This is a genomic window from Streptomyces sp. 3MP-14, assembly GCF_006334905.2.
Classification (GTDB): domain Bacteria; phylum Actinomycetota; class Actinomycetes; order Streptomycetales; family Streptomycetaceae; genus Streptomyces; species Streptomyces triticirhizae.
Window position 1 is genome coordinate 200,332 of record NZ_VDLZ02000013.1, and the last position, 25,191, is coordinate 225,522.

Genomic DNA, 25,191 nt, shown 5'->3' on the forward strand with positions numbered 1-25,191 from the left:
CCCGGCCGGGCCGGGTCAGAGTCGGCGGGTTGGCTTGCCCGGGGAGAGGCGGTGGGTGGCCTCGCGGAGTTCCGTCGCTGTGGTCGTGGGGCCGCCCGGGGTGCGGCGGGGGACCAGAATCACGATCGTGTGCTCGTCGATCTTCCTCAGCAGCTGCGTCTCGCGCGGCAGCGGGGCCGCGCCGCCGCGTAGGCGGACGAGGAGGGGGAGTTCGCCACGCCGCTTCCTGGCGTCGGGGTCGCGATCCAGCCAGGCGATGTCCTCCCAGAGGAGGAAGATCCGCTTCGAGCGGCGCCAGCCCTGGACCAGGATGCCGTCGGGGTCCAGGACGACGGCCGCCGCGCCCCTGGGTTCGGAGGCGAACCAGAGGACGAGCCCCATCAGGACCATGCCGGCGAGGAAGAGCGCCAGGTTGATGCCTTCCATCGTGGCCAGGATCGTGACGACGCCGAAGGCCCAGGCGGGCCCGCCGACGAGCGCCGGCATCAGCCAGCGCTTGCGGGACGGGGCCTCGAACTTCGCCTCGGGAAACGGCGGCGCGGTCCGCGCCTGAGGCGCGCCGTCGGCTGCCGTGGCCAGGGCGGTGCCGGGGTGGAGGGGCCGCGCGGCGGTCTCCGTTCGGGCCGTCGGGCCCGCGTCGGCGTCGGCGTGGGACTCGTTCGACCAACGGGACAACAGCTGGGCCGGGGACGGGCGTTGCGCCGGGTCCCGGTCGAGGCAGGCGGCGATGTCCTGGCGTAACTCCGGTGGCAGCACGGAGAGGTCGGGCTGGTCATGCACCACCCGGTACATCAGGGCCAGGGCGTCGCCCTCCCCGTAGGCGTTCCCGCCCGCCGCCCGCACCAGGACCGCGCCGAGCGCGAACACGTCGGCGGCGGGGCCGACTTCGCCGTGGGTGATCTGTTCCGGCGCGAGGTACCCGGGGGTGCCGACGACCTGCCGCGTCGGGGTGAGCGTCGCCCCCGCGACGGCGTGGGCGATGCCGAAGTCGAGCACGCGGGGACCGTCGTCGGTCATCATGATGTTTGACGGCTTGAGGTCACGGTGCACGAGACCGCAGGCGTGGATCGCGCCCAGCGCCTCGGCCAACGCGCGTCCCAGCGCCCACAACTCGCCCTCGGGCAACGGGCCTCGGCGCGCCACCAGGCGGTCCAGCGGCTCGCCCCGGACGAACGCCGTGACCATCCACGGCGGGTCGGCCTCCGGGTCCGCGTCCACCACCTGCGCCGTGTGGAACCCGCCGACCCGGCGGGCCGCCGCCACCTCCGCCCGGAACCGCGAGCGGAACGTCGGGTCGGCCGCCAACTCCTCCCGCGCCACCTTCACGGCGACCTGCCGCCCGCCCGGCGAGCGGCCCTGGTACACCCGGCCCATCCCGCCCTCGCCCAGCGGCTTTTCGATGGTGTAGGGGCCGATGCGGTCGGGGCTGGTGTGGTCCTTGGCCGGCAACGGTCCTCCCCAGGGTTTGAACGCGCGCATGACATCGTGGGCCGGGATGGGTTCCTACCCCGCGTCGCCGGTTCCCCATGCCCCCATGTCCCCGCGCGCTCACGCCCCGCGCCCTCATACCCCGTGCCTCCGTGCTCGTGTGCCGTATGCCCGTGTGCCCGTCCGGGGCGGCGGATGGCCGCCGGGCCGGACAACGGACGGTGCTCGCCTCGGACAACGGGCCGACCTCGTGGGCCGTTCCGGAAGTGGCAGGGCGGGAGAGGTGAGTTCGGGGCGCGCAGATGTTCGGGCACGCCCCGGCGTGACTCCGCGCGCTCTGGCGGGGGCGTCGAGATCGCCCGAGGATGGGGCAGGTCAGCGGGGGAAGATAACGGAGGGTGAACGGACATGTCGGTCGGGCCGGTTCGGTGGGTGGTGGCCTTCGACGGGTCTCGCGCCCCCTGTGAGGAGATCTCGATCGCGGTCGCCGAGGCGTGTGAGGGGCGCGTCGAGGTGCTGCCCCTCGGACATCCCGAGGTGATCGGTTGGCGGGCGCTGACCCTGCGGGGCAGGGGGCGGGCGGCGCCGACGCTCTTCGCCGTGGAGCAGGCCCGGGAGGGACGTGAGGGAGCGGTCAGGGCCTGGACCGGCCTGGCGATGGCCGCGCGGCTCGGCAGGCGGCTCGGGCTCCGGCGCTCCGCGCGGGTGCTGCGCGCCCTCGGGCGCCTGCGGAGCGAGGCGGAAGGCCGCCCCGATCCGATCGATCCCGGCGGGGTGGAACGCGGCCTGGGCCGGGCCGGGTTGCTGTGGCTGGCCGGGGGCCTCGTGGTGGCCGCCAGGATGGTGTTCGCCGGGCGGACGCCGGAGTTCGCGGAGCGGTCCCGCGCGGCGGCCAGCGCCTGGGCCGAGGAACGAGGCGCCGCAGCCCCCACGCGGTTCGCGGAGATCATCCGCTATCCGATGGCCTATCGACGCGCGCTCTACGGCGAGTTGTCCGCCGAGCAGAAGTCCCGCTTCTGGCGGGACCACCTCCAGGACTTCCGGGAGAACAGACCCGCGCTCTCCGCCGAACAGGCGCGGGTCCATCAGCGGGTGCTGCTCCTCGTTTCCGAGCCGGCGCACTTCGAGGCGGGGCGGCAGCCGCTGGAGCGGGCGCGTGAGGTGCGGGTGGCGGCGATCGCGGCCTTCGGCCCGGCCGAGGCGCGGGAGTTGATGGGAGGTCTGGGCCCCTCGCTGCCGGGGGCCGTGCCGGCGGCCCGGCGGGCAGCGGCCCGACCGGTCTGCGCGAGCGCCTTCAGGAACGGCGGAGGTGGCGGAAGCGACGGAGGTGCGGCCGGCGGAGGGGGCGAAGGGAGTGGCGCGGGCTGTCGACGCACGCCGGGGGATGCGGGCGGCACCGTCGAGGACGGCTGTGGGGACCTGGGGTTCACCGGGGGCGACGGGTTCGGGCCTGCGGTTCCCGCGCGACGGACGGGTGGTTCACCACCCAGCGGGCCGGCGGCTCAGGCCCGTGGCCCGGCCCGTGGGCCGGCCGCCGCGCGGCGGGGTCTGGCGGCGCGTCGACGGCAGCGGGGCGGTGGCCGACCGGGGGCGAGGACGCGGCGGGGCAAGGGCGACGGGGTGGCGCGGAAGGGGGCGAGCGACGGGCGAACGGTCGGGCGGCGGGGGCTCGTTGCCGGGTGGGGGTCAGCGGGTGCCGCGCACGGCGCGGCGGTTGGCCTCGGCGACGCGGGCGCGCAGCGACTCGCTGGCGCTGATGGGGCGCAGGTCCTCGGGGCTCGCGGTCCACTCGCGGCCGCCGCCCGGGGGCCGCAGATAGACGCGGCCGGAGAGATGGGCCATGACCCGGCCGACCTGGTCGCTGGTGAGGTCGCGGGCCATGGAGCCGATCTCCAGGCCGAGCGACGTGGGCCTTCGACGGTCGGGACTGTGGGGGTTGCTGCTCATGGCCGGGCTCCGGACGCGTGGACGGAATGCCGCCTGATGTCGGCTTGGTCACCTCCTACCATGCCCGAGTCCTCCCGGAGCAAAAGGGTCGGGCCTCGTCTCAGAGGGAAATTTGAGGTTCCTGGCGCCCCCCTGTGCGCCCTCGCGCCGGTTGGTGCCGACCGCACCACCCTTCACGGTGACCGCTGTTCCCTCGCGCCTTTCGGGAGGCGCGCGGCCTGCTCGGCGACGAGTTCCAGGGCGAGGTCGAGGGCCCGCTTCTCCGCGGGAGAGAGGGTGGGGTTGGCTCGGCGGAAGTCCCCCGCCCAGGCCAACTCCTGCTCGCTGAACGGCGGTTGGTCCGGGGCGTCGGCCGGTCGGGTCAGCCCGTCGAGCAGGGCGGCCAGCACGCTCCGCGCCAGCGGGATCGGCCCCACCGCCACCTCCGCCAGGATCAGCGCCGAGACCGCGCGGTCCCGCCCCGGCGGATGGTCCTCGCGGGCGTTGGACCAGTCGATGACCACGGGGCCGTGTGCCGTGTTGATCACGTTCTCCGGGTGCAGGTCGAGATGGACCAGGCGCCCCGGCAGGGCGTGGAGGCGGTCCAAGAGGTGGGCGAGGACGGCGCCGGCCTGCTGGGGAGAGATCGCGCCGCCCAACAGCGCCTCGGCGAGGGTGGGACCGTGCAGCCGCTCCATCACCAGGTCGCCGGGGCCGAGCGGAGCCCGGCCGGCGGAGTCGAGCCGCGCGCCGCCGGGTTCGGCCCCGCCGGGTTCGGCGCTGCCAAGTGCGGCCCCGCCGGGTTTGGGCACGGGGTGGACGCGGGGCACGGGATAGCCGAGTGCGCCGAGCCGGAGCAGCAGGGACTCCTCGGCCGCCGCGCTCTGGCCGCTCCGGTAACGGCGCAGCACCCGGTCGCCCGGCAGCGCGTACACGTCGGCCGTGCGGCCCGAGGCCAGCGGCTGGCCCGGCCGTGCCTCGCCGGCGGGCTCGGGGGCGGGCGTTCCGGGCAGTTGCTCCATGCCCGCCAACGATAGGTCCGGCCGGCCCCCGCCCGTCAGGCGCCCGCCGTGCCGGTCGTGCCGGTCGTGCCCGCCGTGCCGGCCCGGGCTTACCCCTTGCCTGATTCCTTGGCGGCCTTCTTGGCCTGCTGCTTGAACTCCCGGACCCTGGCCAGGGACTCGGGTCCGGTGATGTCGGCGACCGAACGGTAGGAACCCTCCTCGCCGTACGGCCCGGCGGCCTCGCGCCAGCCCTCGGGGGTCACGCCGAACTGCTTGCCCAGCAGCGCGAGAAAGATCTGTGCCTTCTGCTTACCGAATCCGGGCAGGGCGTGCAGCCTTCTGAACAGCTCGGCGCCGGTGCTGACATCGCGCCAGAGCGCCTCGGCATCGCCGTCGTGCTGCGCCACCAGGTAGCGGCACAGCTCCTGCACGCGCTTGGCCATCGCGGCGGGATAGCGGTGCACGGCCGGCTTGGTGGAGAGCAGGGCCGCGAACTCCTCCGGGTCCATGGCCGCGATCCGCCGGGCGTCGAGATCGTCCTCGCCCAGCCGGGTCGCGATGGTGTAGGGCCCGGTGAACGCCCATTCCATGGGCACCTGTTGGTCCAACAACATCCCCACCAGGGCGGCGAGTGGGCTTCGGCCGAGCAGGGCGTCCGCCTCGGGGCGCTGGGCGAGATGCACATCAACGGTCATATCGCCCATCATGGCGCACCGGGTCCCGTGGCGGCGTGCAACGCCGGCCGCGCGCCCGCGCCGGGCGCCCGAAGGCCCCATGGTCCGGCCGTCCGTTTCCGCGTACCGTGAGGGCGCGAACGCGCTCGGTGTCGGCCCCGGGCCGCCGCGCGTGCGTCGTTCCCGGCCGCGCGGACGGAGCGGGGCCCACGGTGCGCCACCCGCTCGCGTCACCTTCGCCCCCGCACCGCACCGCCGCACTCTGACGCCGATCTCCGACGCCGCACCGCATCGCCGCATCCCGCATCCCTACCGGACTTCACTGCCGGATCTCTGCCATGCAGCCACCCCCTCACCCACGCACCCCCGCGAGGAAGGAACTCCCACGTGCGCGTGACCGCCGCGCTCTCCCACGGACCGCAGAGCCCGTTCACCCTGGAGACCGTCGAGTTGGACGACCCACGCCCCGACGAGATCCTGGTGCGCATCGTGGCGAGCGGCGTCTGCCACACCGATCTGGTGGTCAAGTCCCAGGTCCCGAAGGGTTCGCCGCCCCTGGTGCTGGGCCACGAGGGCGCGGGCGTGGTCGAGGAGGTCGGCCGTGAGGTGCGCGGGGTCGTTCCCGGGGACCGGGTGTTGCTCAGCTACCGCCACTGCGGCGGCTGCCTCAGCTGCCGTCGCGGCGAGCCCGCCTACTGCGGCAGCCTGTTGGCGCTGAACAACGCCGGCCGCCGCCCCGACGGCTCGCCGACGCTGACCAGGGCTGGGGAGCCGCTGTTCGGCTCGTTCTTCGGCCAGTCGAGCTTCGCCAGCCACGTGCTGGCCACCGCCGACAACGTCGTGGTGGTGGACCGGGAGACGGACCTGCCGACGTTCGCGCCGCTCGGCTGCGGGGTGCAGACCGGGGCGGGCGCGGTGCTCAACGTGTTGCGGCCCGGCGCCGGCGACACGCTCGCCCTCTATGGCGCGGGCAGCGTCGGGCTCTCCGCGCTGCTGGCGGCGCGCGCCATCGGCGTGGGGCGCGTGTTGGTGGTGGATGTGTTGCCCGAGCGGCGCGCGCAGGCGCACGCGCTGGGCGCGGAGTCCGTGCTGGACCCGGGGGAGTTGGGCGAAGGGGTGGGGCTGGCCGACGCGGTGCGCGACCTCACCGCCGGCGGCGCCAGCCACGCGCTGGACACCACCGGCTCGCCCGGGGTGATCACCGAGGCGCTTCGCGCGCTGGCCGCGCGCGGCACGCTGGCCGTGGTGGGCCTGGGTCCGGCCGAACTCACCCTGGACGTCCAGGATCTGATGTACGGCGGGAAGTCGTTGCGCGGCTGCATCGAGGGCGATGCGACGCCCCGCCGGTTCCTGCCCGAACTGCTCGCGCTCCACGACGCGGGGCGGTTCCCGGTCGAGGATCTGGTGAGCCGGTACACGTTCGACGCCATCAATGAGGCGATCGCCGACCAGCGCGCGGGGCGCGTGGTCAAGCCGGTGCTGGTCTGGTAGCCGGGGCGGCGCGCGCCGCACGCCAGCCGGGCGCGCCAGGGCCGCACGCCGCCCGGGCGCGCGCCGGGGCGCGCCGGCGCGCACCGCCCCCTCCGGGTCAGTCGATCAGCGCCGGGGCCAGGGCGCGGTACACGGCGAGCGGGACCTCCTGGCCCACGCGCTCGGTGACCACCTGAAGCGTCAGATGGTCGGCGCCGGCCGCCCGGAAGGCGTCCGTGCGCCGGCGGATCGCGTCCACGTCGCCCAGCGCGAAGACCTCCGACAGCAGCCGGTCGCTGCCGCCGCCCTCGAAGTCCTTCTCGGTGAAGCCGAGGCGCTCCAGGTTCCGCGTGTAGTTGGGCAGTTCGAGATAGAACCGGAGGTAGCCGCGCGCCGTTTCGCGCGCCCGCGCGAGGTCGGTGTCGACCACGACCTTCAACTCCGGTGCCAACAGCGCGTCCGGGCCCAGGGCGGCGCGCGCCCGCGCGGTGTGCTCCACCGTCACCAGATAGGGGTGCGCGCCGGCGGCCCGGTCCCTGGCCAGCTCCAGCATCCGGGGGCCGAGCGCGGCGAGCACGCGACGGTCGGCCGGTACCGGTCGCGGCGCCTCGTCCAGGGCGTTGAGATAGTCCACCATCACGGAGTACGGCCGCCGGTACCGTTCGCCGGCGAGGGCGGCGTGGCTCACGCCGAGGCCGAGGACGAACCGGTTGTCGTAGCGGTCGTTCAGTTCGGCGAAGTCCTCGGCCGCGACCGCCGCCTCCTCGTCCCAGATGCTGGTGATCCCGGTCGCGACCCGGAGGGAGGAGGTCGCGGCGAGCAGCGGCTCCGCCTGCCGGACGCGCGGGCTGCCGCCGAGCCAGAGGGCGCCGTAGCCGAGCTGCTCCAACTCCCGTGCCCCATCGAGGAGTTCCTGGGTGGGCGCGCCGTCGTCGCCGGTCAGCCCCATCTGCCAGACCCCGAAGGGGCCGAGTTCCGTTGCGAGTGTGTGTGCCATGCATGGGGAACGGTTGGGTTACCGAGAGCATTCCGAACAGGAAAGGCCGTTCGGTAAACGTTCAGTGGTCATTCGGTGACCGAACGCGTCCGTTCGGCCGAACCGACCCCGCAGCCGCCGAGGGCGCGCCGGGGCGCGAACGGTGCGCCCGCACGTCGGCGCGCGCCCGGTGCGGGGGGAGCCGCCCGGGCGCGCGCGGGAGCGTCAGCGCCCCGTGGTTCAGTCGCTGGTGGTGACGCTGACGTAGTCGACCACCATCTGCTGCGGGAACGTGGTGGAGTCGTCCGGCGGGCCCGGCCAGTGGCCGCCGACCGCGACGTTGAGGATCATGAAGAACGGCTTGTTGAACACCCAGGCGTTGCCGTTCACGTCCTCCGGGGTCAGCTCCTGGAACACCTCGCCGTCCACCGACCACACGATGGAGTCGGGCGCCCAGTCGATGGCGAAGGTGTGGAAGTCGTCGGCGAAGATCTCGCCGCCCGGCAGCGAGTAGCTGGCGCCGATGCCGCCGCCGCCCGAGTAGCCGGGGCCGTGCACGGTGCCATGGACGGTGCCCGGCTCGTGGCCGACCATCTCCATGATGTCGATCTCACCGCTGTCCGGCCACGGCACGCCGGGGAAGTCGGAGCCCAGCATCCAGAACGCCGGCCAGATGCCCTGCCCCTGCGGGAGCTTGATGCTCGCCTCGACCCGCCCGTACTCGGCGGAGAAGGTGTTCGCCGTGTTCAGCCGCCCCGAGGTGTACTCGCAGGTGCCGTAGTAGCACTGGTGGTTCTCGGCGCCCTCCTCGGTCGCGGTGATCACCAGATGGCCCTCGCCGTCCAGTTGAACGTTGTCGGTGCCCTCGGTGTAGTACTGCAACTCGGCGTTGTTCGCGTTGTCGCCCGGGTCCAGCTGCCACTTGGAGCTGTCCACCGGCGAGCCGGCCGCGCCGTCGAACTCGTCGATGAAGACCACCTCGGTGGGCTCGACGTCCGCCGGCTCGGGCTCGGCCTGGGCGTTGACGGCGAGCAGCGAGGTGAGGCCGAGGGCGAGGACCGTTCCGCCGGCGAGCCAGCGGCGGGTGGGGGAACGCCTGGCGCCTGGCATGAAGATCACATCCAATGGTTGATCCGTGGGGGGTCTTCATTGCACAGGCGCACCAGATGCCCCGCAAGGGATCACGTACGGTTCCGGAACCGATCACGTCCAGTTCCGGGACGGGCCGAAAAGTGCTCCCCAGAACGGTAAGTAACGAACATGAGCGGGCGTTTCCGTTGATCGCGGCCAACCGGGCCGTAACGGAAGGGAGTTGGTCCGTTCGCCGCGCGTGGCGCGGGACGCGGGGGAAATGGCCGGCGGATCGGCTGTGCCGAGGCCGGGGGCGTTCGCTAGGGTCGGCAGGCATGGCGCACAATCCCCAAGCACCGCAAGGGCCCCAGGGGCCGCAGGATGTCGACCCGGCCGGCAGCACGCAGATGTTCCGGGCGTTTGTGAACGACGGGTCCGCCGCCGGCGCCGTCGGGGCTTCGCCTCCGGCCGCCTCGTCCGGGCCCCGGATCGGGCTGATCGCGGGCGTGGCGGTGGGCGTGATCGTGCTCGCCGTGGTCGCCTGGCTGCTGTTGGGCTGAGAAGCCGCACTTGAGCGGTTGAGCTGAGGGCTCGACGCGGCAGGACCCCGGGCAGCCGTGGTCAACGGCCGCCGTCTCGCGGGTGGTTCACGTGTCGATGGTTCACGTGTCGATGGGTCACGTGCCGACGCCCGGCGTCGGCCTGGTGGTGCGGCGCGGTCGTCGCCCTCCCGCGCGCCGCCGTCGGCGACGCCCCGCGCGGACCCCTGCGTGGGTCGGTCCGTCGCGGTCGGGCGAACGATCGCGGGCCGGGCAGCGGGCGTTGGCTCCGCTGTCCTCGCCGGACCGGCGGCGCTCCGCCGGTCCGGACCCCTCACTCCTCTGCGGTGAGCCCCTCACGCAACTGCTGGAGCGTGCGCGTGAGCAGCCGGGAGACGTGCATCTGGGAGATGCCGACCTCTTCACCGATTTGCGACTGCGTCATGTTCCCGAAGAAACGGAGCATGATGATCCGCCGCTCCCTGGCCGGCAGTCGGGCCAACAGCGGCTTCAGCGACTCCCGGTACTCGACGCCCTCCAGCGCCGTGTCCTCGTACCCGAGGCGGTCCGCCAACGAGCCCTCGCCGCCGTCCTCCTCGGGGGACGGGGAGTCCAACGAGCTGGCGGTGTAGGCGTTCCCGACGGCCAGCCCGTCGACCACCTCCTCCTCCGAGACGCCGAGCGCGACGGCCAACTCGGCGACGGTGGGCGAGCGGTCGAGCCGCTGGGACAGCTCGTCGCTGGCCTTGGTGAGCGCCAGCCGCAGCTCCTGGAGCCGTCGGGGCACGCGCACCGACCAGGAGGTGTCGCGGAAGAAGCGCTTGATCTCGCCGACCACCGTCGGCATCGCGAACGTCGGGAACTCGACGCCGCGTTCACAGTCGAAGCGGTCGATCGCCTTGATCAGCCCGATGGTGCCGACCTGGACGATGTCCTCCATCGGCTCGTTCCTGCTGCGGAACCTGGCTGCCGCGTAGCGAACCAGGGGCAGGTTCAACTCGATCAGGGTGTCCCGCACATAGCCGCGCTCCGGGCTGTCCGCCTCCAGCGCTGCCAGCCGCTGGAAGAGGGAACGGGAGAGCGTGCGGGTGTCGAGGTTGTCGGTCTCGGCGGGAGCCGCGTGCGGCACCGAGGGTTCGTGCGGCGCGGGAACATGCGGCGTGCCGGTCGTGGTGAGCACCTTGGAGCTGCCCAGTTCTACGGACATGCCACCCCCTTGAGGTCGGCGGGACGGGTCGCGGCGGACACCTCAGGCAGGACTCCACGAGAGGCACCCTCTCGTGAATACCGGAGCTGCCGCCTTGCCAAACGCGGTCTCGACAGAATGTCACATGTCATCAACGCGATGTAGCTTCATGTCGATAAAACGGCAGAGCTGGCTTGCGAGTTCCCGGAGTTGGGTCCTTCCGAAGGCTTAGGTCTCGATCGGATTTGCGGAGCGCAGCTTGCTGAAGGCGCGGGCCAGCAACCGTGAGATGTGCATCTGCGAAACCCCGAGTTCCGCGCTGATCTGAGACTGCGTGAGGTTGCGGTAGTAGCGCAGGAGCAGGATGCGCTGCTCCCGCTCCGGGAGTTGGACCAGCAGGTGCCGGACCAGGGCACGGTGTTCGACGCCGGCCAGCCCCGGGTCCTCGTAGCCGAGCCGGTCGATCGGCCCGGGGGCGCCCTCCTCGCGGTCCCTGGTGGCCTCCAGCGAGGAGACCCGGTAGGCCCGCCCCGCGTCCATGCTCGCCAGCACGTCCTCCTCGGGCAGCCGCAGCCGTTCCGCCAACTCGGCGGTGGTGGGCGAGCGGCCGAGGGCCACCGTCAGCTCCTCGGCGGCCGAGCAGACCCGCGCCCACAGCTCGTGCAGCCGGCGCGGCACATGGACGGTGCGCACGCTGTCCCGGAAGTAGCGGCGGATCTCGCCCACGATGGTCGGCAGGGCGAACGTGGCGAACTGCACCCCGCGCGCCGGGTCGAAGCGGTCGATGGCGTGGATCAGCCCGATGGTGCCGACCTGGACGATGTCCTCCATCGGCTCGTTCCTGCTGTGGAAGCGGAGGGCGGCGTAGCGGACCAGCGGCAGGTTGGCCTCGATCAGGGCCTCCCTGACGCGGGTGTGTTCGGCGGTGCCGGCCTGGAGGCGGGCCAGCCGCTCACAGAGCGACTGGGTGAGCGCACGGGCCCCGGCGCCTCTGGACTGCGTCACCGCCACCTGCCGACCACCCCTTCACGGTGCACTCGCCGCAAAAGCAGTCATAGCATCACAAGACATGCGCACCGTGCGCAAGCACCCGTTCACGACGTGTTGATCGGGCCATGTCGGGCCGCCACGGTCAACACCGTTGCGTTGCGGGCGAGTCGGGGCCAGCGCGGGGGCTCAGTCGAACGGTGCGAGCAGGCCGTCGGTGGCGTCGGCGAGCGCGGTGAAGACCAGTTGGGCGAACTCGCCGGAGCGGTCGGGCTCGTTGAGGACGGCGTAGAGCACGCCCACGGCCAGCAGATACAGGCCGATGCGCTTCGCCAGTGCCAGGGACATGCCCACCTCCGGGGCCGCAGTGTAGCCACCCGGACGGGCGGCGGCGCCGCTCGGGTGGTCGCCGGCCGTTCGGCCGCCGACCACGGCCGTTCGGTCCCCGCCCCGGAACGCCGGAAACGCCCCCCGGAACGCCGGAACGCCGGAACGCCCCGCCGTCCGCCGGGACGGCGGCCGCCCCGGAACGGCCCCCGCCCCGGGCCGGCCGTGGTGCGGCCGACCCGGGGCGGGTCATCGTGCGAAACGAACCGGGCGGAACCCGAGCGGGAACCGCTGGTCCGGCGACGGTCAGGCGTCGATCAGGCGACGTCGAACCGGTCCAGGTCCATCACCTTGTGCCACGCGGCGACAAAGTCGGTCACGAACTTCTCCTTGGCGTCATCGCTCGCGTAGACCTCGGCGAGCGCCCGCAGCTCGGAGTTCGAGCCGAAGACCAGGTCGGCCCTGCTGCCCGTCCACCGCACCTCGCCGGTGGCCGCGTCCCGCGCCTCGAAGGTGGTGTTGTCCTCGGCGGTCGGCTTCCACTCGGTGCCCAGGTCGAGCAGGTTGACGAAGAAGTCGTTGGTCAGCGTGCCCGGCCGGTCGGTCAGCACGCCCAGCGAGGAGCCGCCCTGGTTGGCGCCCAGCACCCGCAGGCCGCCGACGAGGACCGTCAGCTCGGGGGCGCTCAGGTTGAGCAGGTTGGCCCGGTCGACCAGCAGGTACTCGGCCGGCAGCCGGACGTCCTTGCCCAGGTAGTTGCGGAACCCGTCGGCCTTCGGCTCCAGCGCCGCGAACGACTCGACGTCGGTCTGCTCCTGCGAGGCGTCCACCCGGCCCGGGGTGAACGGGACCTCGACCTCGAAGCCCGCGTCCCGCGCGGCCTTCTCGACGCCCACGCCGCCGGCGAGCACGATCAGGTCGGCCAGCGAGACGCCGCGGCCCTCGCCCCGCTCCGCGTTGAACGACTCCTGGATGCCCTCCAGGGTGCGCAGCACGCTCGCCAGCTGGTCCGGGTCGTTGACCTCCCAGCCGCGCTGCGGCTCCAGGCGGACCCGCGCGCCGTTGGCGCCGCCGCGCTTGTCGCTGCCCCGGAACGAGGCGGCCGAGGCCCAGGCGGTCGACACCAGCTCGGAGACCGACAGGCCGGAGGCCAGCACCCGCTCCTTGAGCGCGGCGACGTCCTCGGCGGTCAGCGGCGCGAAGGTCGCCTCGGGCAGCGGGTCCTGCCAGATCAGGGTCTCGCTCGGCACCTCGGGGCCGAGGTAGCGGGCGACCGGGCCCATGTCGCGGTGGGTCAGCTTGTACCAGGCGCGGGCGAAGGCGTCGGCGAACTCCTGCGGGTTCTCCAGGAAGCGCCGGGAGATCCGCTCGTAGACCGGGTCGAACCGCAGCGAGAGGTCGGTGGTCAGCATCGTCGGCTGGTGGCTCTTCGACGCGTCGTGGGCGTCCGGAACGGTGCCGGCGCCGGCACCGTCCTTCGGCCGCCACTGGTTGGCGCCGGCCGGGCTCTTGAACAGCTCCCACTCGTAGGCGAACAGGGTCTCGAAGAAGCTGTTGTCCCACCGGGTCGGCGTGGGCGTCCAGGTGACCTCAAGACCGCTGGTGATGGCGTCCGCGCCCTTGCCGCTGCCGTAGGTGTTGCGCCAGCCCAGGCCCTGCTCCTCCAGCGGCGCGGCCTCGGGGTCGTCGCCCACGTGGTCGGCAGGTCCCGCGCCGTGGGTCTTGCCGAAGGTGTGGCCGCCGGCGATCAGCGCCACGGTCTCCTCGTCGTTCATCGCCATCCGGCGGAACGTCTCGCGGATGTCGCGGGCGGCGGCGACCGGGTCCGGGTTGCCGTTGGGGCCCTCGGGGTTGACGTAGATCAGGCCCATCTGGACGGCGCCCAGCGGCTCCTCCAGCTCGCGCTCGCCGGTGTAGCGCTCGTCGCCGAGCCAGGTGGTCTCGGGGCCCCAGTAAACGTCTTCCTCGGCCTCCCAGACGTCCTCGCGGCCGCCGGCGAAGCCGAAGGTCTCGAAGCCCATGGACTCCAGGGCGACGTTGCCGGCCAGGATCAGCAGGTCGGCCCAGGAGAGGTTCTGGCCGTACTTCTTCTTCACCGGCCACAGCAGGCGGCGGGCCTTGTCCAGGTTGGCGTTGTCCGGCCAGCTGTTGAGGGGAGCGAAGCGCTGCTGACCGGCGCCCGCGCCGCCCCGGCCGTCGCTGATCCGGTAGGTGCCGGCGCTGTGCCAGGCCATCCGGATGATCAGCGGGCCGTAGTGGCCGAAGTCCGCCGGCCACCAGTCCTGCGAGGTGGTCAGCACCTCGGCGATGTCCCGCTTCACCGCCGGCAGGTCGAGGTTCTGGAACGCCTCGGCGTAGTCGAAGTCCTCGCCCAGCGGGTTGGCCACGGCGGGGTTCTTGGCGAGGATCTTCAGGTTCAGCCGGTTCGGCCACCACTGGCGGTTCCCGCCGCCCTGCGTCGGGTGCGGGGCCCGCCCGTGCGCGACCGGGCAACCCCCGCCCGCGCCCTCGGTCTTGGCGTCTACGACGACGGCGTCATGGTTCTCAGACATGGAAAAAGTCCTTCCGGCCCTGGGCGGATCGCGGTGGTCGGCAACTGCGGGCGGTGGAGCGGCCGGGGCGGCGGCCCTGTCGGATCGCAGGGCCGGGTGCGCGGGGCGCGCACACCCGGGAAGGAAACGTTTTCTGCCGCCGTCTCTGCCGCACGGGGCCTTCCTGTCCCTTGGCTACCACCGGACCTGATCCTACGATGGACTCAGTACAAGTCAAGAAGTGCACCAAGGCCGTACCTCTTCCCAACCCGGACTTCCCCTGGTTAACTTCGCGTATCCCGCCAGACGTGAATAGGTGAAACCCCATGAGCGACCTGCTGGAACGACTGCGAGGGCGCGGCTGGCGCCTGACGTCCCAGCGACGCGTCGTCGCCGAGGTCCTCGACGGTGACCATGTGCACCTCACCGCCGACGAGGTGCACGCGCGCGCGGCGGCGCGGCTGCCGGAGATCTCCCGCGCCACGGTCTACAACACCCTCGGCGAGCTGGTCTCCCTGGGCGAGGTCACCGAGGTCTCCACCGACGGGCGCGCCAAGCGGTACGACCCCAACGGGCACCACCCCCACCACCACCTGGTCTGCTCCGGCTGCGGCACCATCCGCGACGTCCGCCCCAGCGGCAACCCGCTGGCCGACCTCCCCGACGACGAGCGCTTCGGCTTCACCGTCTCCGAGGTCGAGGTCACCTACCGGGGCCTGTGCCCCAACTGCGCGCCCTGACGACGCCGGTCGTCCCGTTCCTCGTTCAGCGGCCCGGCGCCAGGGTGGCCAGGTCGATCACGAAGCGGTAGCGCACATCGCCCCGGTCGAGCCGGTCCAGCGCCTCGTTGATCCGGTCGGCCTCGACCAGCTCGGTCTCGGCCTCGATGCCGTGCTCGGCGCAGAAGTCCAGCATCTCCTGGCACTGCCGCAGGCCGCCGTTCTTGGTCGACGTCACCACCCGCCGCATCGCGCCAAGAACCGGCTGGTGGAGGGTGCTCGGCGCCACGCTGACGCCGGCGTTGACCAGCACGCCGTCCAGCGCCAACAGGCCCAGCAGGCCGTCCAGGTCGCCGCCGGCGCCGACCGTGTTCACGATCAGGTCGAAGCCGCCCGCCAACTCCTCGAAGGTCGCCGGGTCCCCGGTGGCCCGGTAGTCGACGGCGCCCAGGCGCAGCCCGTCGGCGCGCTTGCCCAGCGTGCGCCCCAGCACCGTCACCTCGGCGCCCATCGCGTCGGCGAGCTGGACGCCCAGGTGCCCCAGCCCGCCGAGGCCCACGATCGCGACCCGCCGCCCCGGGCCCGCGCGCCAGCGCCGCAGCGGGTTGTACATCGAGATCCCGGCGCACAGCAGCGGCGCCGCGCCCCGGGGGTCGAGGGCGTCCGGAACGCGCAGCGCATAGCGCTCGTCCACCACGATGCGCCGGCTGTACCCGCCGTAGGTCCGCTCGCCGGCATAGTCGAGCCCGCCGAAGGTGATCACCTCGCCCCGCAGGCAGTGCTGCTCCTCGCCGGCCTCGCAGTTGACGCACGCGCGGCAGGAGTCGACATAGCAGCCGACCCCGACCCGGTCCCCCACCGCGTGCCGGGAGACCGAGGCGCCGGCCTCCGCGACCCGGCCGACGATCTCGTGGCCGGGCACCATCGGGAACAGCGGCCCCGCGCCCCACTCCTCCCGCAGCAGGGCCAGGTCCGTGTGGCAGATCCCGGTGTACTCGATGTCGATCACCACGTCGTGATCGCCCGGCGTGCGCCGGGGGATCGTGGTCGTGGCGAGGGGCGCGTGCGGCGCCGGCGCGGACAACGCCAGGACCTCGGTGCTCATGGGGCCTCCGTCGGATCGTGCGGGCCGTCCTTCGGGCCGGTCCCGTCCGTTCCAGCGGACCACGCGCCGGCGCTCCTGGGAAACGGACCGCCTGACACCCTCGTGCCTGGTACCGCCGGGGTCACCCGGCGACGAGGGCGTTCGCCGGCGGTGCGCCTACCGTGGAGTCATGGAGGAGCGCGAAGCGCTGCGGGAGTTCCTGACCTCGCGCCGGGCGGCCGTCGACCCGGCCGACACCGGGCTGCCCGCATCGGCCACCGCTCGGCGGGTGCCGGGCCTGCGCCGAGAGGAGGTCGCGGCGCTGGCCGGCATCAGCGCGCCCTACTACACCCGCCTGGAACAGGGCCGCGTCGGCGACGTCTCCGAGCAGGTGCTCCTCGCCGTGGCAAACGTCCTGCGGCTGGACGCGTTGGAGCGCGACCACTTCCGCGCGCTGCTGGACCGCGCCCCGCGCCGTTCCGCCGCCGGGCCGGTCGGCCCCGAGCGGGTGCGCCCGGCGCTCGCCGCCATGGTGGACGCGCTGCGGACGCCCGCGCTGGTGCACGGGCCGAGCCTGGACGTCCTGGCCGCCAACCGGGGCGCGCGCGTCCTGCTGGACGACTTCCCCGCGCTCCCCCGGCGCGAACGCAACCTCGCGCGCTGGACGTTCCTCAACCCCCGCGCGCGGCTCGTCCTCCCGCGCTGGGACACGCTCGCGCCACAGGTCGCCGCGTCCGTGCGGCATCTGACCGTCGCCCGCCCCGGGGACGCGGCGCTGCGCCGGCTGGCCGGCGAACTGCGGGCGCGCTCACCGGAGTTCGCCCGGCACTGGGACGCCTATCTGCTGCACCGGCACGGGCACGGCACCAAGCGCTTCCGCCACGAGGCGGTGGGCGAGTTCGACCTGCGCTTCGAGACCTTCGCGCTGCCCGCGGACGAGGGCTTGCGGCTCGTGGTCTACACGGCGGACCGGGGATCGGCCGCCGAGGAGAAGCTCCGCCTGCTGGCCGCCGCCCCGGCCTGAGCCCCCCGACCGCGCGCACGAAAAGGGACCGCCCCCGACCCGTGGTCCCGGGTCGGGGGCGGTCAACGCTGGCGGTAGCGGAGGGATTTGAACCCTCGGTGGAGTTGCCCCCACACTCGCTTTCGAGGCGAGCTCCTTAGGCCGCTCGGACACGCTACCGAGGCAGAGCCTATCCCACGGGGGGCGGTGAGTTGAAACCGGTAGTGGGACCGGCCGGGGAGCCGCCGGTGGCGCCGGCCGGGGGGCCGTCGGGGGCGGGGCGCTCGCCGGGGGCGCGGAAGAAGTCGGTGAGGAGGGCCGCGCAGTCGTCGGCGAGGACGCCGGGGACGACCTCGGGGCGGTGGTTGAGGCGGCGGTCACGGATGACGTCCCAGAGGGAGCCGGCCGCGCCGGTCTTGGGGTCGGCGGCGCCGTAGACCACCCGGCCCACCCGGGCCAGCACGGCGGCGCCGGCGCACATGGTGCACGGCTCCAGGGTGATCACCAGCGTGCAGTCGATCAGCCGCCAGTCACCCAGGCGCCTGGCCGCACGGCGCAGCGCGAGGATCTCGGCGTGCGCCGTGGGGTCGGTGTCGGCCTCCCGTTCGTTGTGGTGCTCGGCGAGCGGCCGGCCGTCCGGGCCGCCGGGGCCGAGCAGCACGGCGCCCACGGGAACGTCGCCGGCGGCGCCGGCGAGCCTGGCCTGTGCCAGCGCCCGACGCATCGCCGGGCGCCAGGGGTCGCGGAGCGGGTCGGTCACCTGCCGGCCGTCACCTGACCGCTTCCAGAACGTCCGCGCAGCCCAGCGCGTCGGCGATCTCGCCCAGGGCGTCGTCGGGGCTGAGGGTCAGCACGGTGGCGGTGTCGATGCCCAGGTCGCTCAGCAGGTCGGCGTCGCCGACCGGGCCGCGCGGCACGGACTCCGCGCCGTCCTCCGCCGGGTCCTCCGCCTCGTCGAGCTGCTCGGTCTCGTCGGAGCCGTCCTCGGTCCCGTCGAGGTCCACCATCCGCTCCAGGGCGTCGGGGGACGTCGGCGTGCGGCCGAGGAGTTCGTCGGTGAGCAGAATCTCGCCGTAGGCGCTGCGCAGCGCCCGGGCCGCGTCGGAGACGAAGACGCGCGGGTCGTCCTCGCCGTCTACCCGGACCACTCCGAACCAGGCGCCCTCCTGCTCGATGCAGACGAGCACCGTCTCGTCGTCCGGCCCGGCCGCGCGGGCCAGTTCGGCCAACTCGTCCAGGCTCTCCACGTCGTCAAGCTCTGTATCACTCGCTTCCCAACCATGATCGGTCCGCGCGAGCAGTGCGGTGAAGTACACCGTGACTCTCCCCACTCGGTTCGGCAGTGCCCTTAAGCATCGTGGCAGATAAGGGGTGCGCTGTCGGGTAACTCGGCAGTTCGCCAACGGTATGTCCGCGTGTGTTGTTCCTGGTTCTCGATCGCGGCGCTGCCGGTCACCACTCTCCACGGCGTCACCTCGCCGTGTCCACCGGGGGGTCACAACGGGGGAAGACGGCGGCGGCGGTCGGAGTGTCGGAGGCGTTCGCTACTGTCGAACACATGCGGACCCATGTCGTTGACCACCCGCTGGTGGCGCACAAGCTGACCACGCTGCGCGACGAGCGCACGGACTCCCCCACGTTCCGGCGGCTGGCCGACGAGTTGGTCACCTTGCTGGCCTACGAGGCCACCCGCGATGTCCGCACCGAGCAGGTGGACATCCGCACCCCCGTCACCGCGACCACCGGGGTGCGGCTGTCCCATCCCCGGCCGCTGGTGGTGCCCATCATCCGGGCCGGGCTCGGGATGCTGGACGGGATGGTGCGGCTGCTGCCGACGGCGGAGGTCGGCTTCCTCGGGATGATCAGGGACGAGGAGACGCTCCAGGCGTCGACGTACGCCAACCGGATGCCGGACGACCTGTCGGGCCGCCAGGTCTATGTGCTGGACCCGATGTTGGCGACGGGCGGCACGCTGGTGGTGGCGATCGACGAGCTGATGCGCAGGGGCGCGGACGATGTGACGGTGATCTGCCTGCTGGCCGCGCCGGAGGGCGTCGAGCGGCTGGAGGACGAGCTGTCCGGCGCTCCGGTCACGGTGGTGACGGGCGCGCTGGACGAGGGGCTGAACGAGCAGGGCTTCATCGTGCCCGGACTCGGGGACGCGGGGGACCGGATGTACGGGCTGGCCTGAGCGCGGCGCGGGCCCGGGCTCCTCCGGGCGTCAGCAGTTCGCGGCGGGTTCGGCGCCGGGGGCGGTGAGTTCGGCGAGCAGCGCCTCGGCCTCGTCGGCGCTGGTCAGCTCGGTGAACGCCTCGCCCAGCACCAGGTCGACCGAGGTCGCGGGGTCGGCGGCCGGCGGCGCGTCAGCGTCCTCGGCGTCCTCGGCTTCCTCGGGGTCGGCCGGGGGCGTGATCGGCTCGGCCTCGCCGGTCTCGGCGCCGGCCAGCTGGGTGGTGAGCAGGTCGACGGCGCCGGACTCGTTGGCCGCCCCGGTGCCGAGCAGCAGCCCCGTGGCGTCGACGCGGCCGTCCAACTCCTCGGGCGCGTTGGTCACCTCGCCGATGGTGAAGCCGCGTTCGGCGAGCGCGTTGGCGGTGTCCTGGGCGAGTCCGGTGCGGGTGGTGGCGTTGTAGATGTTGACGGTGACGGCGGCCGGCTCCGGCAGCTCGACGGCGGCGGCGGCTTCCGAGGCCGGTTCGCAGGCGTCGTCCTGGCCGGTCGCCGGCTTCGCCTGGGGGGCGGCGGAGGCGGACCCGTCCGAGGTGAACACGTCGACGAGTTGCAGGGTGCCGAAGCCGAGCAGGCCGAGCGCGGCCACCGAGCCCAGCACGGCGAACACCCGCCGGCGGTGGCGCGGGCGGCGCATCCGTGGGTAACGGTCGCCCGTGACACGGAACTTCTTGCCGCCCATGCCGGGGGGCGTCAACATGCTCATGGCGGCAGCGTAGTCAGACTTATGGCCTCGGCCCAATAAATGATCAGCTGAAATGCTGAAGCGGCCCGAACGGGGCAACGGCCCCGGCGCGGCCCGGTGCGCTCAGTCGGCCGGCGTTCGGCCGGCCGGCGCTCAGTCGTCCAGCTCCAGGACGCGGGCGTGCAGCACCTGCCGCTGCTGGAGCGCCGCGCGGACGGCGCGGTGCAGCCCGTCCTCCAGATACAGGTCGCCCTGCCACTTCACCACGTGGGCGAAGAGGTCCCCGTAGAACGTGGAGTCCTCGGCCAGGAGTGTCTCCAGGTCCAGCTGCTGCTTGGTGGTCACCAACTGGTCCAGGCGAACCGGACGCGGCGCCACGTCAGACCACTCCCGGGTGTGGTCCCGGCCGTGGTCCGGATAGGGCCGTCCGTTTCCGATGCGCTTGAAGATCACACGGAGAGCCTACCGGGCGCGGCGCTCCGGCCGCAGCCTCCCGGCGTGGTAAGGCCGCGTGGCACTCGGGGCGGTGGACGTCAGGGCTGGTCGGGGGGATCGGCGCGGTCGGGAAGGTGCCAGGCGTACCGGCCGACGGCGCCGGCGAGGGCGCGGGTGTGGGCGGCGAGGCCGGCGCGGTCGATGTTGGCGACGGTGTCGCAGGCCCGGTGGTAGCAGGGGTCGTGCGGCTCGCCGGCGGTGCCGCCCCACAGCGCGGCCTCCTCCTCGGTCATCCGCCCCTCGGCGCCGGCGAAGGTGCCGCCGACCGGGATGCCGGCGTCGAGGAACGGCGCGTAGTCGCTGCGGCCGTCGAACGGGACGGGCCGCGCGGTGCCGGCGCCCCCGTCGAGGAGGCGGGACAGGTCCTCGGTGACGGCGGCCGAGCGCGGGTCGAGGTCGGCGCCGTCGTAGACGTACAGGCCGTGGTTGGGCGAGCCGATCATGTCGAAGTTGAGGTAGAGGCCGATCGCCTCGCGCTCGGCGGGGGAGAGCTGGTCGACATGGTGGCGGGCGCCGCGCAGCCCCAGCTCCTCGGCGGACCAGAGGGCGAAGCGGACCCGGTGCGGCGGGTCGGCCGCTTCCTCGGTGCCCCCGGCCGCGTCGAGGGCGAGGGCGGCGGCCAACACCCCGGCGGCGCCCGAGGCGTTGTCGTTGATGCCGGGCCCGTCGGGCACGGAGTCCAGGTGGGCGCCGACGACCACGGTGCTGGCCGGGTCGCCGCCCGGGGTCTCGGCGATGACGTTGGCGGTCTCCCGCTCCTCGACCAGCTCCCGCAGGTCGAGCCGGACGGTCGGGGCCGCGCGCTCGGCCAGCGCGGCGGCCAGGGCCAGGCCGTCCTCGCGGGCGATGCCGCCGGTGGGCAGGGCCGCCGGGTCGGGGTCGCCCAGGGTGCCGGTGAGTTCGCCCGGTTCGGAGTTGTAGACCAGGACGGCGGCGGCGCCGGCGGCCGCCGCGTTGGCCTGCTTGGCGGCGAAGGTGCAGTCGCCGCGTTCCACCAGGGCGATCCGGCCGGCCAGTTCGCGGCCCGCGAAGTCCTCGGCGGCGCAGCCGGCGCCGCCGGTGCCGTGCGCGGTGACCTCCACGAGCGGGGCCGTCAGCCCGCCGGCCTCGGTGTTGCCCGTGTAGGACATGGCGTGCACCGGGATCGCCCGCTCGGCGCCGCCGTCCTCGGCGGGCAGCAGCGCCAGCGACTCGGCGAGGGCCTCGCGGTAGGGGAAGGTGAAGCGTTCGAACGTGACCGTGAGGCCAGCGCCCGCCAGGACCCGGGCGGCGTAGCGGGCGGAACGGTCGTGGCCCGGGGTGCCGGCGGCGCGGTGGCCGCCGGAGGCGTCGGCGATGGCCTGGAAGGCGTCGAGATGGCGCAGCGCGTCGTCGGCGGTGAGGTCGGCGACCATCCGGTCGGCGAGCCGGGCGCCGCGCTCGGCGGCGTTCGGGGCGGGGCCCAGGGGGGCGGGGGCCACCACCAGGGCGAGGGCGGCCGCGGTCGCGACGAAAGCGATCATGTGACGGGACGTTATGTGACAGATGCGATCGAAACCGTTAAGGCTCACGCGGGGTAACGGGAAGTTTCGCGGCCCGGGCGGAAAGTTCTCCGGCTCGGCCGGGGCGTGAACGGACCTCGGCGGCGGCCTCGGCTTCGACCTCGGCGGCGGTCTCGCCAGCCGGTCCCTCGTTGACGGCTGATCGTCGGTGGACGGAGGGTTTCGGTCATGCAAGGGGTGCTGACCGGCTTTGTGATCATCGCGTCCGTCATTGTCGTCGGCTATCTCCTCGGGCGGCGCGGCTCCCTGGGCGGGAGCGGGCGGGAGGTGCTCACCCGGGTCGCGTTCCAGGTCGCCACCCCGGCGCTGCTCTTCGTCACCGTCTCCGAGGCGGACCTCTCCACCCTCTTCTCCGCGCGGCTGCTGGCCGCCGCGATCAGCTTCCTCGCGGTCGCCGGCGTCTTCGTCGCGGTCGCCGTGGCGCGGCGCTGGGGCGTCGGGCCCGGCGTGGTCGGGGCGCTGTGCGCCGGCTATGTGAACATCGCCAACCTCGGCATCCCGGTCGCGGTCTATGTGCTGGACGACATCTCGCTGGTGGCGCCCGTGCTGCTCTTCCAGCAACTGGTCGTCTCGCCCGTGGTGTTGACCACGCTCGACCTCACCGCCGGGCCGGCCGACGCGCGGGTCGGCACCTGGCGGCGGCTGACCACCCCGTTCCGCAACCCGATCGTGCTCGGCTCGCTGGCCGGCGTCGCGGTCGCCGCGTCTGGGCTGACCCCGCCGGCCGCCCTGATGGAGCCGGCGACGCTGCTCGGCAACATGGCGGTGCCGGCCGTGCTGCTCGCCTTCGGCATCTCCCTGCACGGCAGCGAGCTGCCCGGGCGCGGCCCCGACCGGGCCCAGGTGTTGCTGGCCGTGGCGCTGAAGTCGCTGGTCGCGCCGCTGCTGGCCTGGCTGTTGACGCTCGCCTTCGGCCTGGACCGGGACGCCCAGCTGCTGGTGGTGGTGACGGTGGCGCTGCCGACCGCGCAGAACGTGTTCACCTACGCCTCGCACTACGGCGTCGGGCTGCGCCTGGCGCGGGAGGCGGTGCTGCTGTCCACCGCGCTGTCCGTCCCGGTCCTCACCGTGATCGCCGCGCTGCTGGGCTAGCCCAGCAGCGCGCCCCGGCCGGGGCCGCGCGGACCCGGTCGTCACAGGCCGGTCAGGGTGTGGGCGGCCTGGCCCAGCAGGGCGAAGCCGAGCACCGCCACCGGATAGAGGGAGGCGCGGTTGAACACGGCCAGCGCCGTGCGCGGTTCGCAGCAGCGCAGCAGCCGCAGCGCCGGGCAGACCAGCGCGACGCCGCCGGCCAGCACCGTGCCCGCCAGGCCCAGCACCCCGAAGACCGGCAGCGCGCCCAGCGTCATCCCGACGCTGGCCACGAACGCCACCAGCAGCGTCGCCGAGGACAGCAGCCCGCTGCGCCGCCGCCCGTACACCACGGGAACAGTGCGCACCCCGAGGTGCACGTCCTCGTCCACGTCGGCGAGGTCGTTGACGATGTTCCGGCCGCCGATCTCCCAGGCAGCGAGCCAGAGCGCGAAGAGCCACAGCACCGGCTCGTCGACCGCGTCCGTCACCGCGAACCAGCCGACGCAGCCGCCGAGCGCCACCATCACGCCGGTGAGCAGCGTCTTGTACGGGGTGACCCGGGCCAGCTTGCAGTAGGCCGCCTCCAGCAGCGCCGCCGTGACGAACAGCACCACGCAGACCCAGCTGATCATCGCGGCCAGCACCAGCGCCACCGCGCCGAGCGAGGCGATCCAGGACGCGGCGACCGGCAGGCTCAGCCGGCCCTGCGCCAGCGGGTGGCGAACGCCGGCGCTGTCGATGTCGAAGCCCTCGAACTCCCGCAGGTGGGCGAAGCGTTGCTGGTCGATGTTCCAGTCGATCAGGTCGTTCACGGCGAAGACCGCGAAGTACGCGGCGAACGAGGCCAGCGCCACCAGCACCACCCGGCCCGGCGGCGCGCCGCCGGCGAGCAGCAGCCCCAGCAGCGGCTGGGCCACGCTGAGCGTGGCCTGGGTGCCCCGGGAGAAGCCGTACAGCGCGCGGACGTTCTCAACGAGGAGGGTCATCGCACCACTCCCGCACCCCGGAGCCGACATAGCGGTGCGCGAAGCGGTAGGCGCCGGGCCCCGGCGTCGCCAGCCGGCGTATCCCGGCCAGCCGCGCGGTCAGCTCCCTGCCCGGCTCGGCCGCCTCGGGCGGCAGGTGCAGCAGGTCGAGCAGCCACTCCGAGAAGCCCAACACCCGCCGGACGTCGCCCAGTCGGGCCGTGCTGTAGCCGGCCAGCGGCCCGGCGTCCCGGCGGCGCAGCCGCGCCACCAGCGCCTCGGCCAGCGCGGCCGCGTCCGCGATCGCCAGGTTCATGCCCTTGGCGCCCGAGGGCGTCAGCACATGCGCGGCGTCCCCGGCCAGCAGCAGCCGGCCGTGCGCCAGGGGCGCGAGAACGCTGCTGTGCATCCGCAACATGCGCACCTCGGTCAGGGCGCCGATGCTCGGCAGCCCGGCCGGGTCGCCGTCCGCCAGCCGGGTGCGCAGCTCCGTGACGATCCGCCGGCGCGGCCACGCCTCGACGGCGTCGTCCGGCGGGCACTGGAGATAGAAGCGGCTGACCCGGGGGCCGCGCGGCATCATCCCGGCGAAGCCGGAGCGGTGCACCGCGTAGCGCACCCCGTCCGCCGGCCGGTCCACCTCCGCCAGCACCGTCAACCAGTCGTACGGATAGCGGCGGTTGTGCGCGCGGTGCCCGGTGGCGGGCAGCGCGGCACGCGATATGCCGCGGAAGCCGTCGCAGCCGACCACGTAGTCGCATTCGATCTCCATGCCCTCGCACTCCAGCCGGGGACGTCGGCTGGTGATGTCCGTTACCGCCCGCACGCTATGGGAGAACAGCGGGGGTGAACCCGCCAGCTCCAGCGCGGCGACGAGGTCCCTGACCAGGTTCTGCTGCGGGTAGACATGGTGTTGGTGACCGCCGGAGTACGCTCCGTAGTCCACTCGAACGGTGTGCCCCAGACAGCGGAAGTCGCACCAGCCGTGCCGGGTGGCCTCGGCCAGCAGCCGGTCGGCGAGCCCCTGGGAGTGCAGCCAGCGCACGGTGCGGTGCTCCAGCAGCCCCGCGCGCTGCCGTTCCTCCACGCGCGCCCTGCTCGCGCGCTCCACCACCACGCAGTCGATGCCGCGCCGGGTCAGCACGTTGGCCAGCGCCAGGCCGGCGGGGCCCGCGCCCACGATGCCGACCTCGGCGCGCAGCCGGCGCGCGCTCCGGCGCGCGCCTCTCCGCGTGCCCGCAGGCGCCGCGCCGCGCGTTCCCTCGGAAGGTGTCATC

At 73.6% G+C, this 25,191-nt stretch carries 24 protein-coding genes, 1 tRNA gene and 1 pseudogene; 7 read left to right on the forward strand and 19 right to left on the reverse strand.

The features are described from left to right. Positions 1-15: 15 nt before the first annotated feature. The gene (locus FH609_RS21800) at positions 16-1,479 is read right to left on the reverse strand and encodes a serine/threonine-protein kinase (protein ID WP_139670213.1); all 1,464 of its coding nucleotides are present in this window, start codon (positions 1,477-1,479) and stop codon (positions 16-18) included. Positions 1,480-2,388: 909 nt separating this feature from the next. Between FH609_RS21800 and FH609_RS32470 the strand changes: the two are divergent. Continuing rightward, positions 2,389-2,838: pseudogene (locus FH609_RS32470) on the forward strand (bacteriocin fulvocin C-related protein); the annotation flags it as partial. 276 nt (positions 2,839-3,114) lie between these two features. On the opposite strand, the gene FH609_RS21810 reads toward FH609_RS32470, so the two are convergent. The 3 genes from FH609_RS21810 to FH609_RS21820 all read right to left on the reverse strand — a co-directional run bounded on the left by FH609_RS21810 (position 3,115) and on the right by FH609_RS21820 (position 5,053). Then, entirely contained in the window at positions 3,115-3,375 is a 261-nt protein-coding gene (locus tag FH609_RS21810; protein WP_139670215.1) for a hypothetical protein, read from the reverse strand. Positions 3,376-3,548: 173 nt separating this feature from the next. Further along, positions 3,549-4,376 carry a phosphotransferase gene (locus FH609_RS21815; protein WP_139670217.1) on the reverse strand — a complete coding sequence of 276 codons (828 nt, stop codon included), beginning with the start codon at positions 4,374-4,376 and terminating at the stop codon, positions 3,549-3,551. Between the two features lie 89 nt (positions 4,377-4,465). Beyond that, complete coding sequence (locus FH609_RS21820) at positions 4,466-5,053, reverse strand: HhH-GPD-type base excision DNA repair protein (protein WP_139670219.1); 588 nt, start codon at positions 5,051-5,053, stop codon at positions 4,466-4,468. Between the two features lie 366 nt (positions 5,054-5,419). Here FH609_RS21820 and FH609_RS21825 point away from each other — a divergent pair, with 366 nt between their 5' ends. Then, positions 5,420-6,523: an NAD(P)-dependent alcohol dehydrogenase gene (locus FH609_RS21825; RefSeq protein ID WP_139670221.1), complete on the forward strand. Its 1,104-nt coding sequence runs from the start codon at positions 5,420-5,422 to the stop codon at positions 6,521-6,523. 97 nt (positions 6,524-6,620) lie between these two features. Here FH609_RS21825 and FH609_RS21830 read toward each other — a convergent pair whose 3' ends face one another. Continuing rightward, complete coding sequence (locus FH609_RS21830; RefSeq protein ID WP_139670223.1) at positions 6,621-7,499, reverse strand: LLM class F420-dependent oxidoreductase; 879 nt, start codon at positions 7,497-7,499, stop codon at positions 6,621-6,623. Between the two features lie 219 nt (positions 7,500-7,718). Next, positions 7,719-8,588 carry a family 16 glycosylhydrolase gene (locus FH609_RS21835; RefSeq protein WP_139670225.1) on the reverse strand — a complete coding sequence of 290 codons (870 nt, stop codon included), beginning with the start codon at positions 8,586-8,588 and terminating at the stop codon, positions 7,719-7,721. Positions 8,589-8,884: 296 nt separating this feature from the next. Between FH609_RS21835 and FH609_RS21840 the strand changes: the two genes are divergently transcribed. Further along, positions 8,885-9,109, forward strand: a complete 225-nt coding sequence (locus tag FH609_RS21840) for a hypothetical protein (RefSeq protein WP_139670227.1) — start codon at positions 8,885-8,887, stop codon at positions 9,107-9,109. A 313-nt stretch (positions 9,110-9,422) separates the two neighbouring features. Here FH609_RS21840 and FH609_RS21845 read toward each other — a convergent pair whose 3' ends face one another. The 4 genes from FH609_RS21845 to katG form a co-directional block, all read right to left on the reverse strand. After that, complete coding sequence (locus FH609_RS21845; protein WP_139670229.1) at positions 9,423-10,295, reverse strand: RNA polymerase sigma factor SigF; 873 nt, start codon at positions 10,293-10,295, stop codon at positions 9,423-9,425. 207 nt (positions 10,296-10,502) lie between these two features. Next, on the reverse strand, positions 10,503-11,285 hold the full coding sequence (locus FH609_RS21850) for an RNA polymerase sigma factor SigF (RefSeq protein ID WP_139670231.1): 783 nt from the start codon (positions 11,283-11,285) through the stop codon (positions 10,503-10,505). A gap of 165 nt (positions 11,286-11,450) precedes the next feature. Beyond that, positions 11,451-11,609 carry a hypothetical protein gene (locus FH609_RS31205; RefSeq protein WP_193317976.1) on the reverse strand — a complete coding sequence of 53 codons (159 nt, stop codon included), beginning with the start codon at positions 11,607-11,609 and terminating at the stop codon, positions 11,451-11,453. A 296-nt stretch (positions 11,610-11,905) separates the two neighbouring features. Next, positions 11,906-14,140, reverse strand: a complete 2,235-nt coding sequence (gene katG / locus FH609_RS21855) for a catalase/peroxidase HPI (protein ID WP_139670233.1) — start codon at positions 14,138-14,140, stop codon at positions 11,906-11,908. A 305-nt stretch (positions 14,141-14,445) separates the two neighbouring features. Here katG and FH609_RS21860 point away from each other — a divergent pair, with 305 nt between their 5' ends. Next, complete coding sequence (locus FH609_RS21860; RefSeq protein WP_122184209.1) at positions 14,446-14,859, forward strand: Fur family transcriptional regulator; 414 nt, start codon at positions 14,446-14,448, stop codon at positions 14,857-14,859. Between the two features lie 25 nt (positions 14,860-14,884). On the opposite strand, the gene FH609_RS21865 is transcribed toward FH609_RS21860, so the two are convergent. Then, complete coding sequence (locus FH609_RS21865; RefSeq protein ID WP_139670235.1) at positions 14,885-15,943, reverse strand: NAD(P)-dependent alcohol dehydrogenase; 1,059 nt, start codon at positions 15,941-15,943, stop codon at positions 14,885-14,887. Positions 15,944-16,112: 169 nt separating this feature from the next. On the opposite strand from FH609_RS21865, the gene FH609_RS21870 reads away from it, so the two are divergent. Continuing rightward, positions 16,113-16,946, forward strand: coding sequence for a helix-turn-helix domain-containing protein (locus tag FH609_RS21870; RefSeq protein WP_139670237.1), 834 nt, complete (start codon positions 16,113-16,115; stop codon positions 16,944-16,946). A gap of 69 nt (positions 16,947-17,015) precedes the next feature. On the opposite strand, the gene FH609_RS21875 is transcribed toward FH609_RS21870, so the two are convergent. The 3 genes from FH609_RS21875 to FH609_RS21885 all read right to left on the reverse strand — a co-directional run bounded on the left by FH609_RS21875 (position 17,016) and on the right by FH609_RS21885 (position 18,241). Further along, a tRNA-Ser gene (locus FH609_RS21875) sits at positions 17,016-17,105 on the reverse strand. 10 nt (positions 17,106-17,115) lie between these two features. Beyond that, positions 17,116-17,649: a tRNA adenosine(34) deaminase TadA gene (tadA, locus tag FH609_RS21880; protein ID WP_139670311.1), complete on the reverse strand. Its 534-nt coding sequence runs from the start codon at positions 17,647-17,649 to the stop codon at positions 17,116-17,118. 46 nt (positions 17,650-17,695) lie between these two features. Then, the gene (locus tag FH609_RS21885; protein WP_139670239.1) at positions 17,696-18,241 is read right to left on the reverse strand and encodes a hypothetical protein; all 546 of its coding nucleotides are present in this window, start codon (positions 18,239-18,241) and stop codon (positions 17,696-17,698) included. Between the two features lie 242 nt (positions 18,242-18,483). On the opposite strand from FH609_RS21885, the gene upp reads away from it, so the two are divergent. Next, positions 18,484-19,116 carry a uracil phosphoribosyltransferase gene (gene upp, locus FH609_RS21890; RefSeq protein WP_139670241.1) on the forward strand — a complete coding sequence of 211 codons (633 nt, stop codon included), beginning with the start codon at positions 18,484-18,486 and terminating at the stop codon, positions 19,114-19,116. Between the two features lie 30 nt (positions 19,117-19,146). On the opposite strand, the gene FH609_RS21895 is transcribed toward upp, so the two are convergent. From FH609_RS21895 to FH609_RS32320, 3 genes are all read right to left on the reverse strand, one after another. Continuing rightward, positions 19,147-19,860 carry a LytR C-terminal domain-containing protein gene (locus tag FH609_RS21895; protein ID WP_139670243.1) on the reverse strand — a complete coding sequence of 238 codons (714 nt, stop codon included), beginning with the start codon at positions 19,858-19,860 and terminating at the stop codon, positions 19,147-19,149. A 132-nt stretch (positions 19,861-19,992) separates the two neighbouring features. After that, complete coding sequence (locus tag FH609_RS21900; RefSeq protein WP_122184205.1) at positions 19,993-20,292, reverse strand: type II toxin-antitoxin system VapB family antitoxin; 300 nt, start codon at positions 20,290-20,292, stop codon at positions 19,993-19,995. Positions 20,293-20,372: 80 nt separating this feature from the next. Then, positions 20,373-21,836 (reverse strand): M28 family peptidase, encoded by a 1,464-nt coding sequence (locus tag FH609_RS32320; RefSeq protein WP_139670245.1) that lies wholly within the window; start codon positions 21,834-21,836, stop codon positions 20,373-20,375. Between the two features lie 207 nt (positions 21,837-22,043). Between FH609_RS32320 and FH609_RS21910 the strand changes: the two genes are divergently transcribed. After that, positions 22,044-22,967: an AEC family transporter gene (locus FH609_RS21910; RefSeq protein WP_139670247.1), complete on the forward strand. Its 924-nt coding sequence runs from the start codon at positions 22,044-22,046 to the stop codon at positions 22,965-22,967. Positions 22,968-23,008: 41 nt separating this feature from the next. On the opposite strand, the gene FH609_RS21915 is transcribed toward FH609_RS21910, so the two are convergent. Further along, a complete protein-coding gene (locus FH609_RS21915; protein ID WP_226961865.1) occupies positions 23,009-23,935 on the reverse strand; it encodes a UbiA prenyltransferase family protein in 927 nt (308 codons plus the stop codon). Then, positions 23,919-25,190, reverse strand: coding sequence for a 4-hydroxybenzoate 3-monooxygenase (locus tag FH609_RS21920; protein WP_139670249.1), 1,272 nt, complete (start codon positions 25,188-25,190; stop codon positions 23,919-23,921). The genes FH609_RS21915 and FH609_RS21920 overlap by 17 nt, the downstream gene beginning before the upstream one ends. Position 25,191: the final 1 nt, after the last annotated feature.

Excerpts from the sequence above, each read along its gene's own strand:
- FH609_RS21800 (WP_139670213.1), bottom strand. The coding sequence starts at position 1,479 with ATGCGCGCGTTCAAACCCTGGGGAGGACCGTTGCCGGCCAAGGACCAC.
- FH609_RS21810 (WP_139670215.1), bottom strand. The coding sequence starts at position 3,375 with ATGAGCAGCAACCCCCACAGTCCCGACCGTCGAAGGCCCACGTCGCTC.
- FH609_RS21815 (WP_139670217.1), bottom strand. The coding sequence starts at position 4,376 with ATGGAGCAACTGCCCGGAACGCCCGCCCCCGAGCCCGCCGGCGAGGCA.
- FH609_RS21820 (WP_139670219.1), bottom strand. The coding sequence starts at position 5,053 with ATGACCGTTGATGTGCATCTCGCCCAGCGCCCCGAGGCGGACGCCCTG.
- FH609_RS21830 (WP_139670223.1), bottom strand. The coding sequence starts at position 7,499 with ATGGCACACACACTCGCAACGGAACTCGGCCCCTTCGGGGTCTGGCAG.
- FH609_RS21835 (WP_139670225.1), bottom strand. The coding sequence starts at position 8,588 with ATGCCAGGCGCCAGGCGTTCCCCCACCCGCCGCTGGCTCGCCGGCGGA.
- FH609_RS21840 (WP_139670227.1), top strand. The coding sequence starts at position 8,885 with ATGGCGCACAATCCCCAAGCACCGCAAGGGCCCCAGGGGCCGCAGGAT.
- FH609_RS21845 (WP_139670229.1), bottom strand. The coding sequence starts at position 10,295 with ATGTCCGTAGAACTGGGCAGCTCCAAGGTGCTCACCACGACCGGCACG.
- FH609_RS31205 (WP_193317976.1), bottom strand. The coding sequence starts at position 11,609 with ATGTCCCTGGCACTGGCGAAGCGCATCGGCCTGTATCTGCTGGCCGTG.
- katG (WP_139670233.1), bottom strand. The coding sequence starts at position 14,140 with ATGTCTGAGAACCATGACGCCGTCGTCGTAGACGCCAAGACCGAGGGC.
- FH609_RS21860 (WP_122184209.1), top strand. The coding sequence starts at position 14,446 with ATGAGCGACCTGCTGGAACGACTGCGAGGGCGCGGCTGGCGCCTGACG.
- FH609_RS21865 (WP_139670235.1), bottom strand. The coding sequence starts at position 15,943 with ATGAGCACCGAGGTCCTGGCGTTGTCCGCGCCGGCGCCGCACGCGCCC.
- FH609_RS21870 (WP_139670237.1), top strand. The coding sequence starts at position 16,113 with ATGGAGGAGCGCGAAGCGCTGCGGGAGTTCCTGACCTCGCGCCGGGCG.
- tadA (WP_139670311.1), bottom strand. The coding sequence starts at position 17,649 with ATGCGTCGGGCGCTGGCACAGGCCAGGCTCGCCGGCGCCGCCGGCGAC.
- upp (WP_139670241.1), top strand. The coding sequence starts at position 18,484 with ATGCGGACCCATGTCGTTGACCACCCGCTGGTGGCGCACAAGCTGACC.
- FH609_RS21895 (WP_139670243.1), bottom strand. The coding sequence starts at position 19,860 with ATGAGCATGTTGACGCCCCCCGGCATGGGCGGCAAGAAGTTCCGTGTC.
- FH609_RS32320 (WP_139670245.1), bottom strand. The coding sequence starts at position 21,836 with ATGATCGCTTTCGTCGCGACCGCGGCCGCCCTCGCCCTGGTGGTGGCC.
- FH609_RS21910 (WP_139670247.1), top strand. The coding sequence starts at position 22,044 with ATGCAAGGGGTGCTGACCGGCTTTGTGATCATCGCGTCCGTCATTGTC.
- FH609_RS21915 (WP_226961865.1), bottom strand. The coding sequence starts at position 23,935 with ATGACCCTCCTCGTTGAGAACGTCCGCGCGCTGTACGGCTTCTCCCGG.
- FH609_RS21920 (WP_139670249.1), bottom strand. The coding sequence starts at position 25,190 with ATGACACCTTCCGAGGGAACGCGCGGCGCGGCGCCTGCGGGCACGCGG.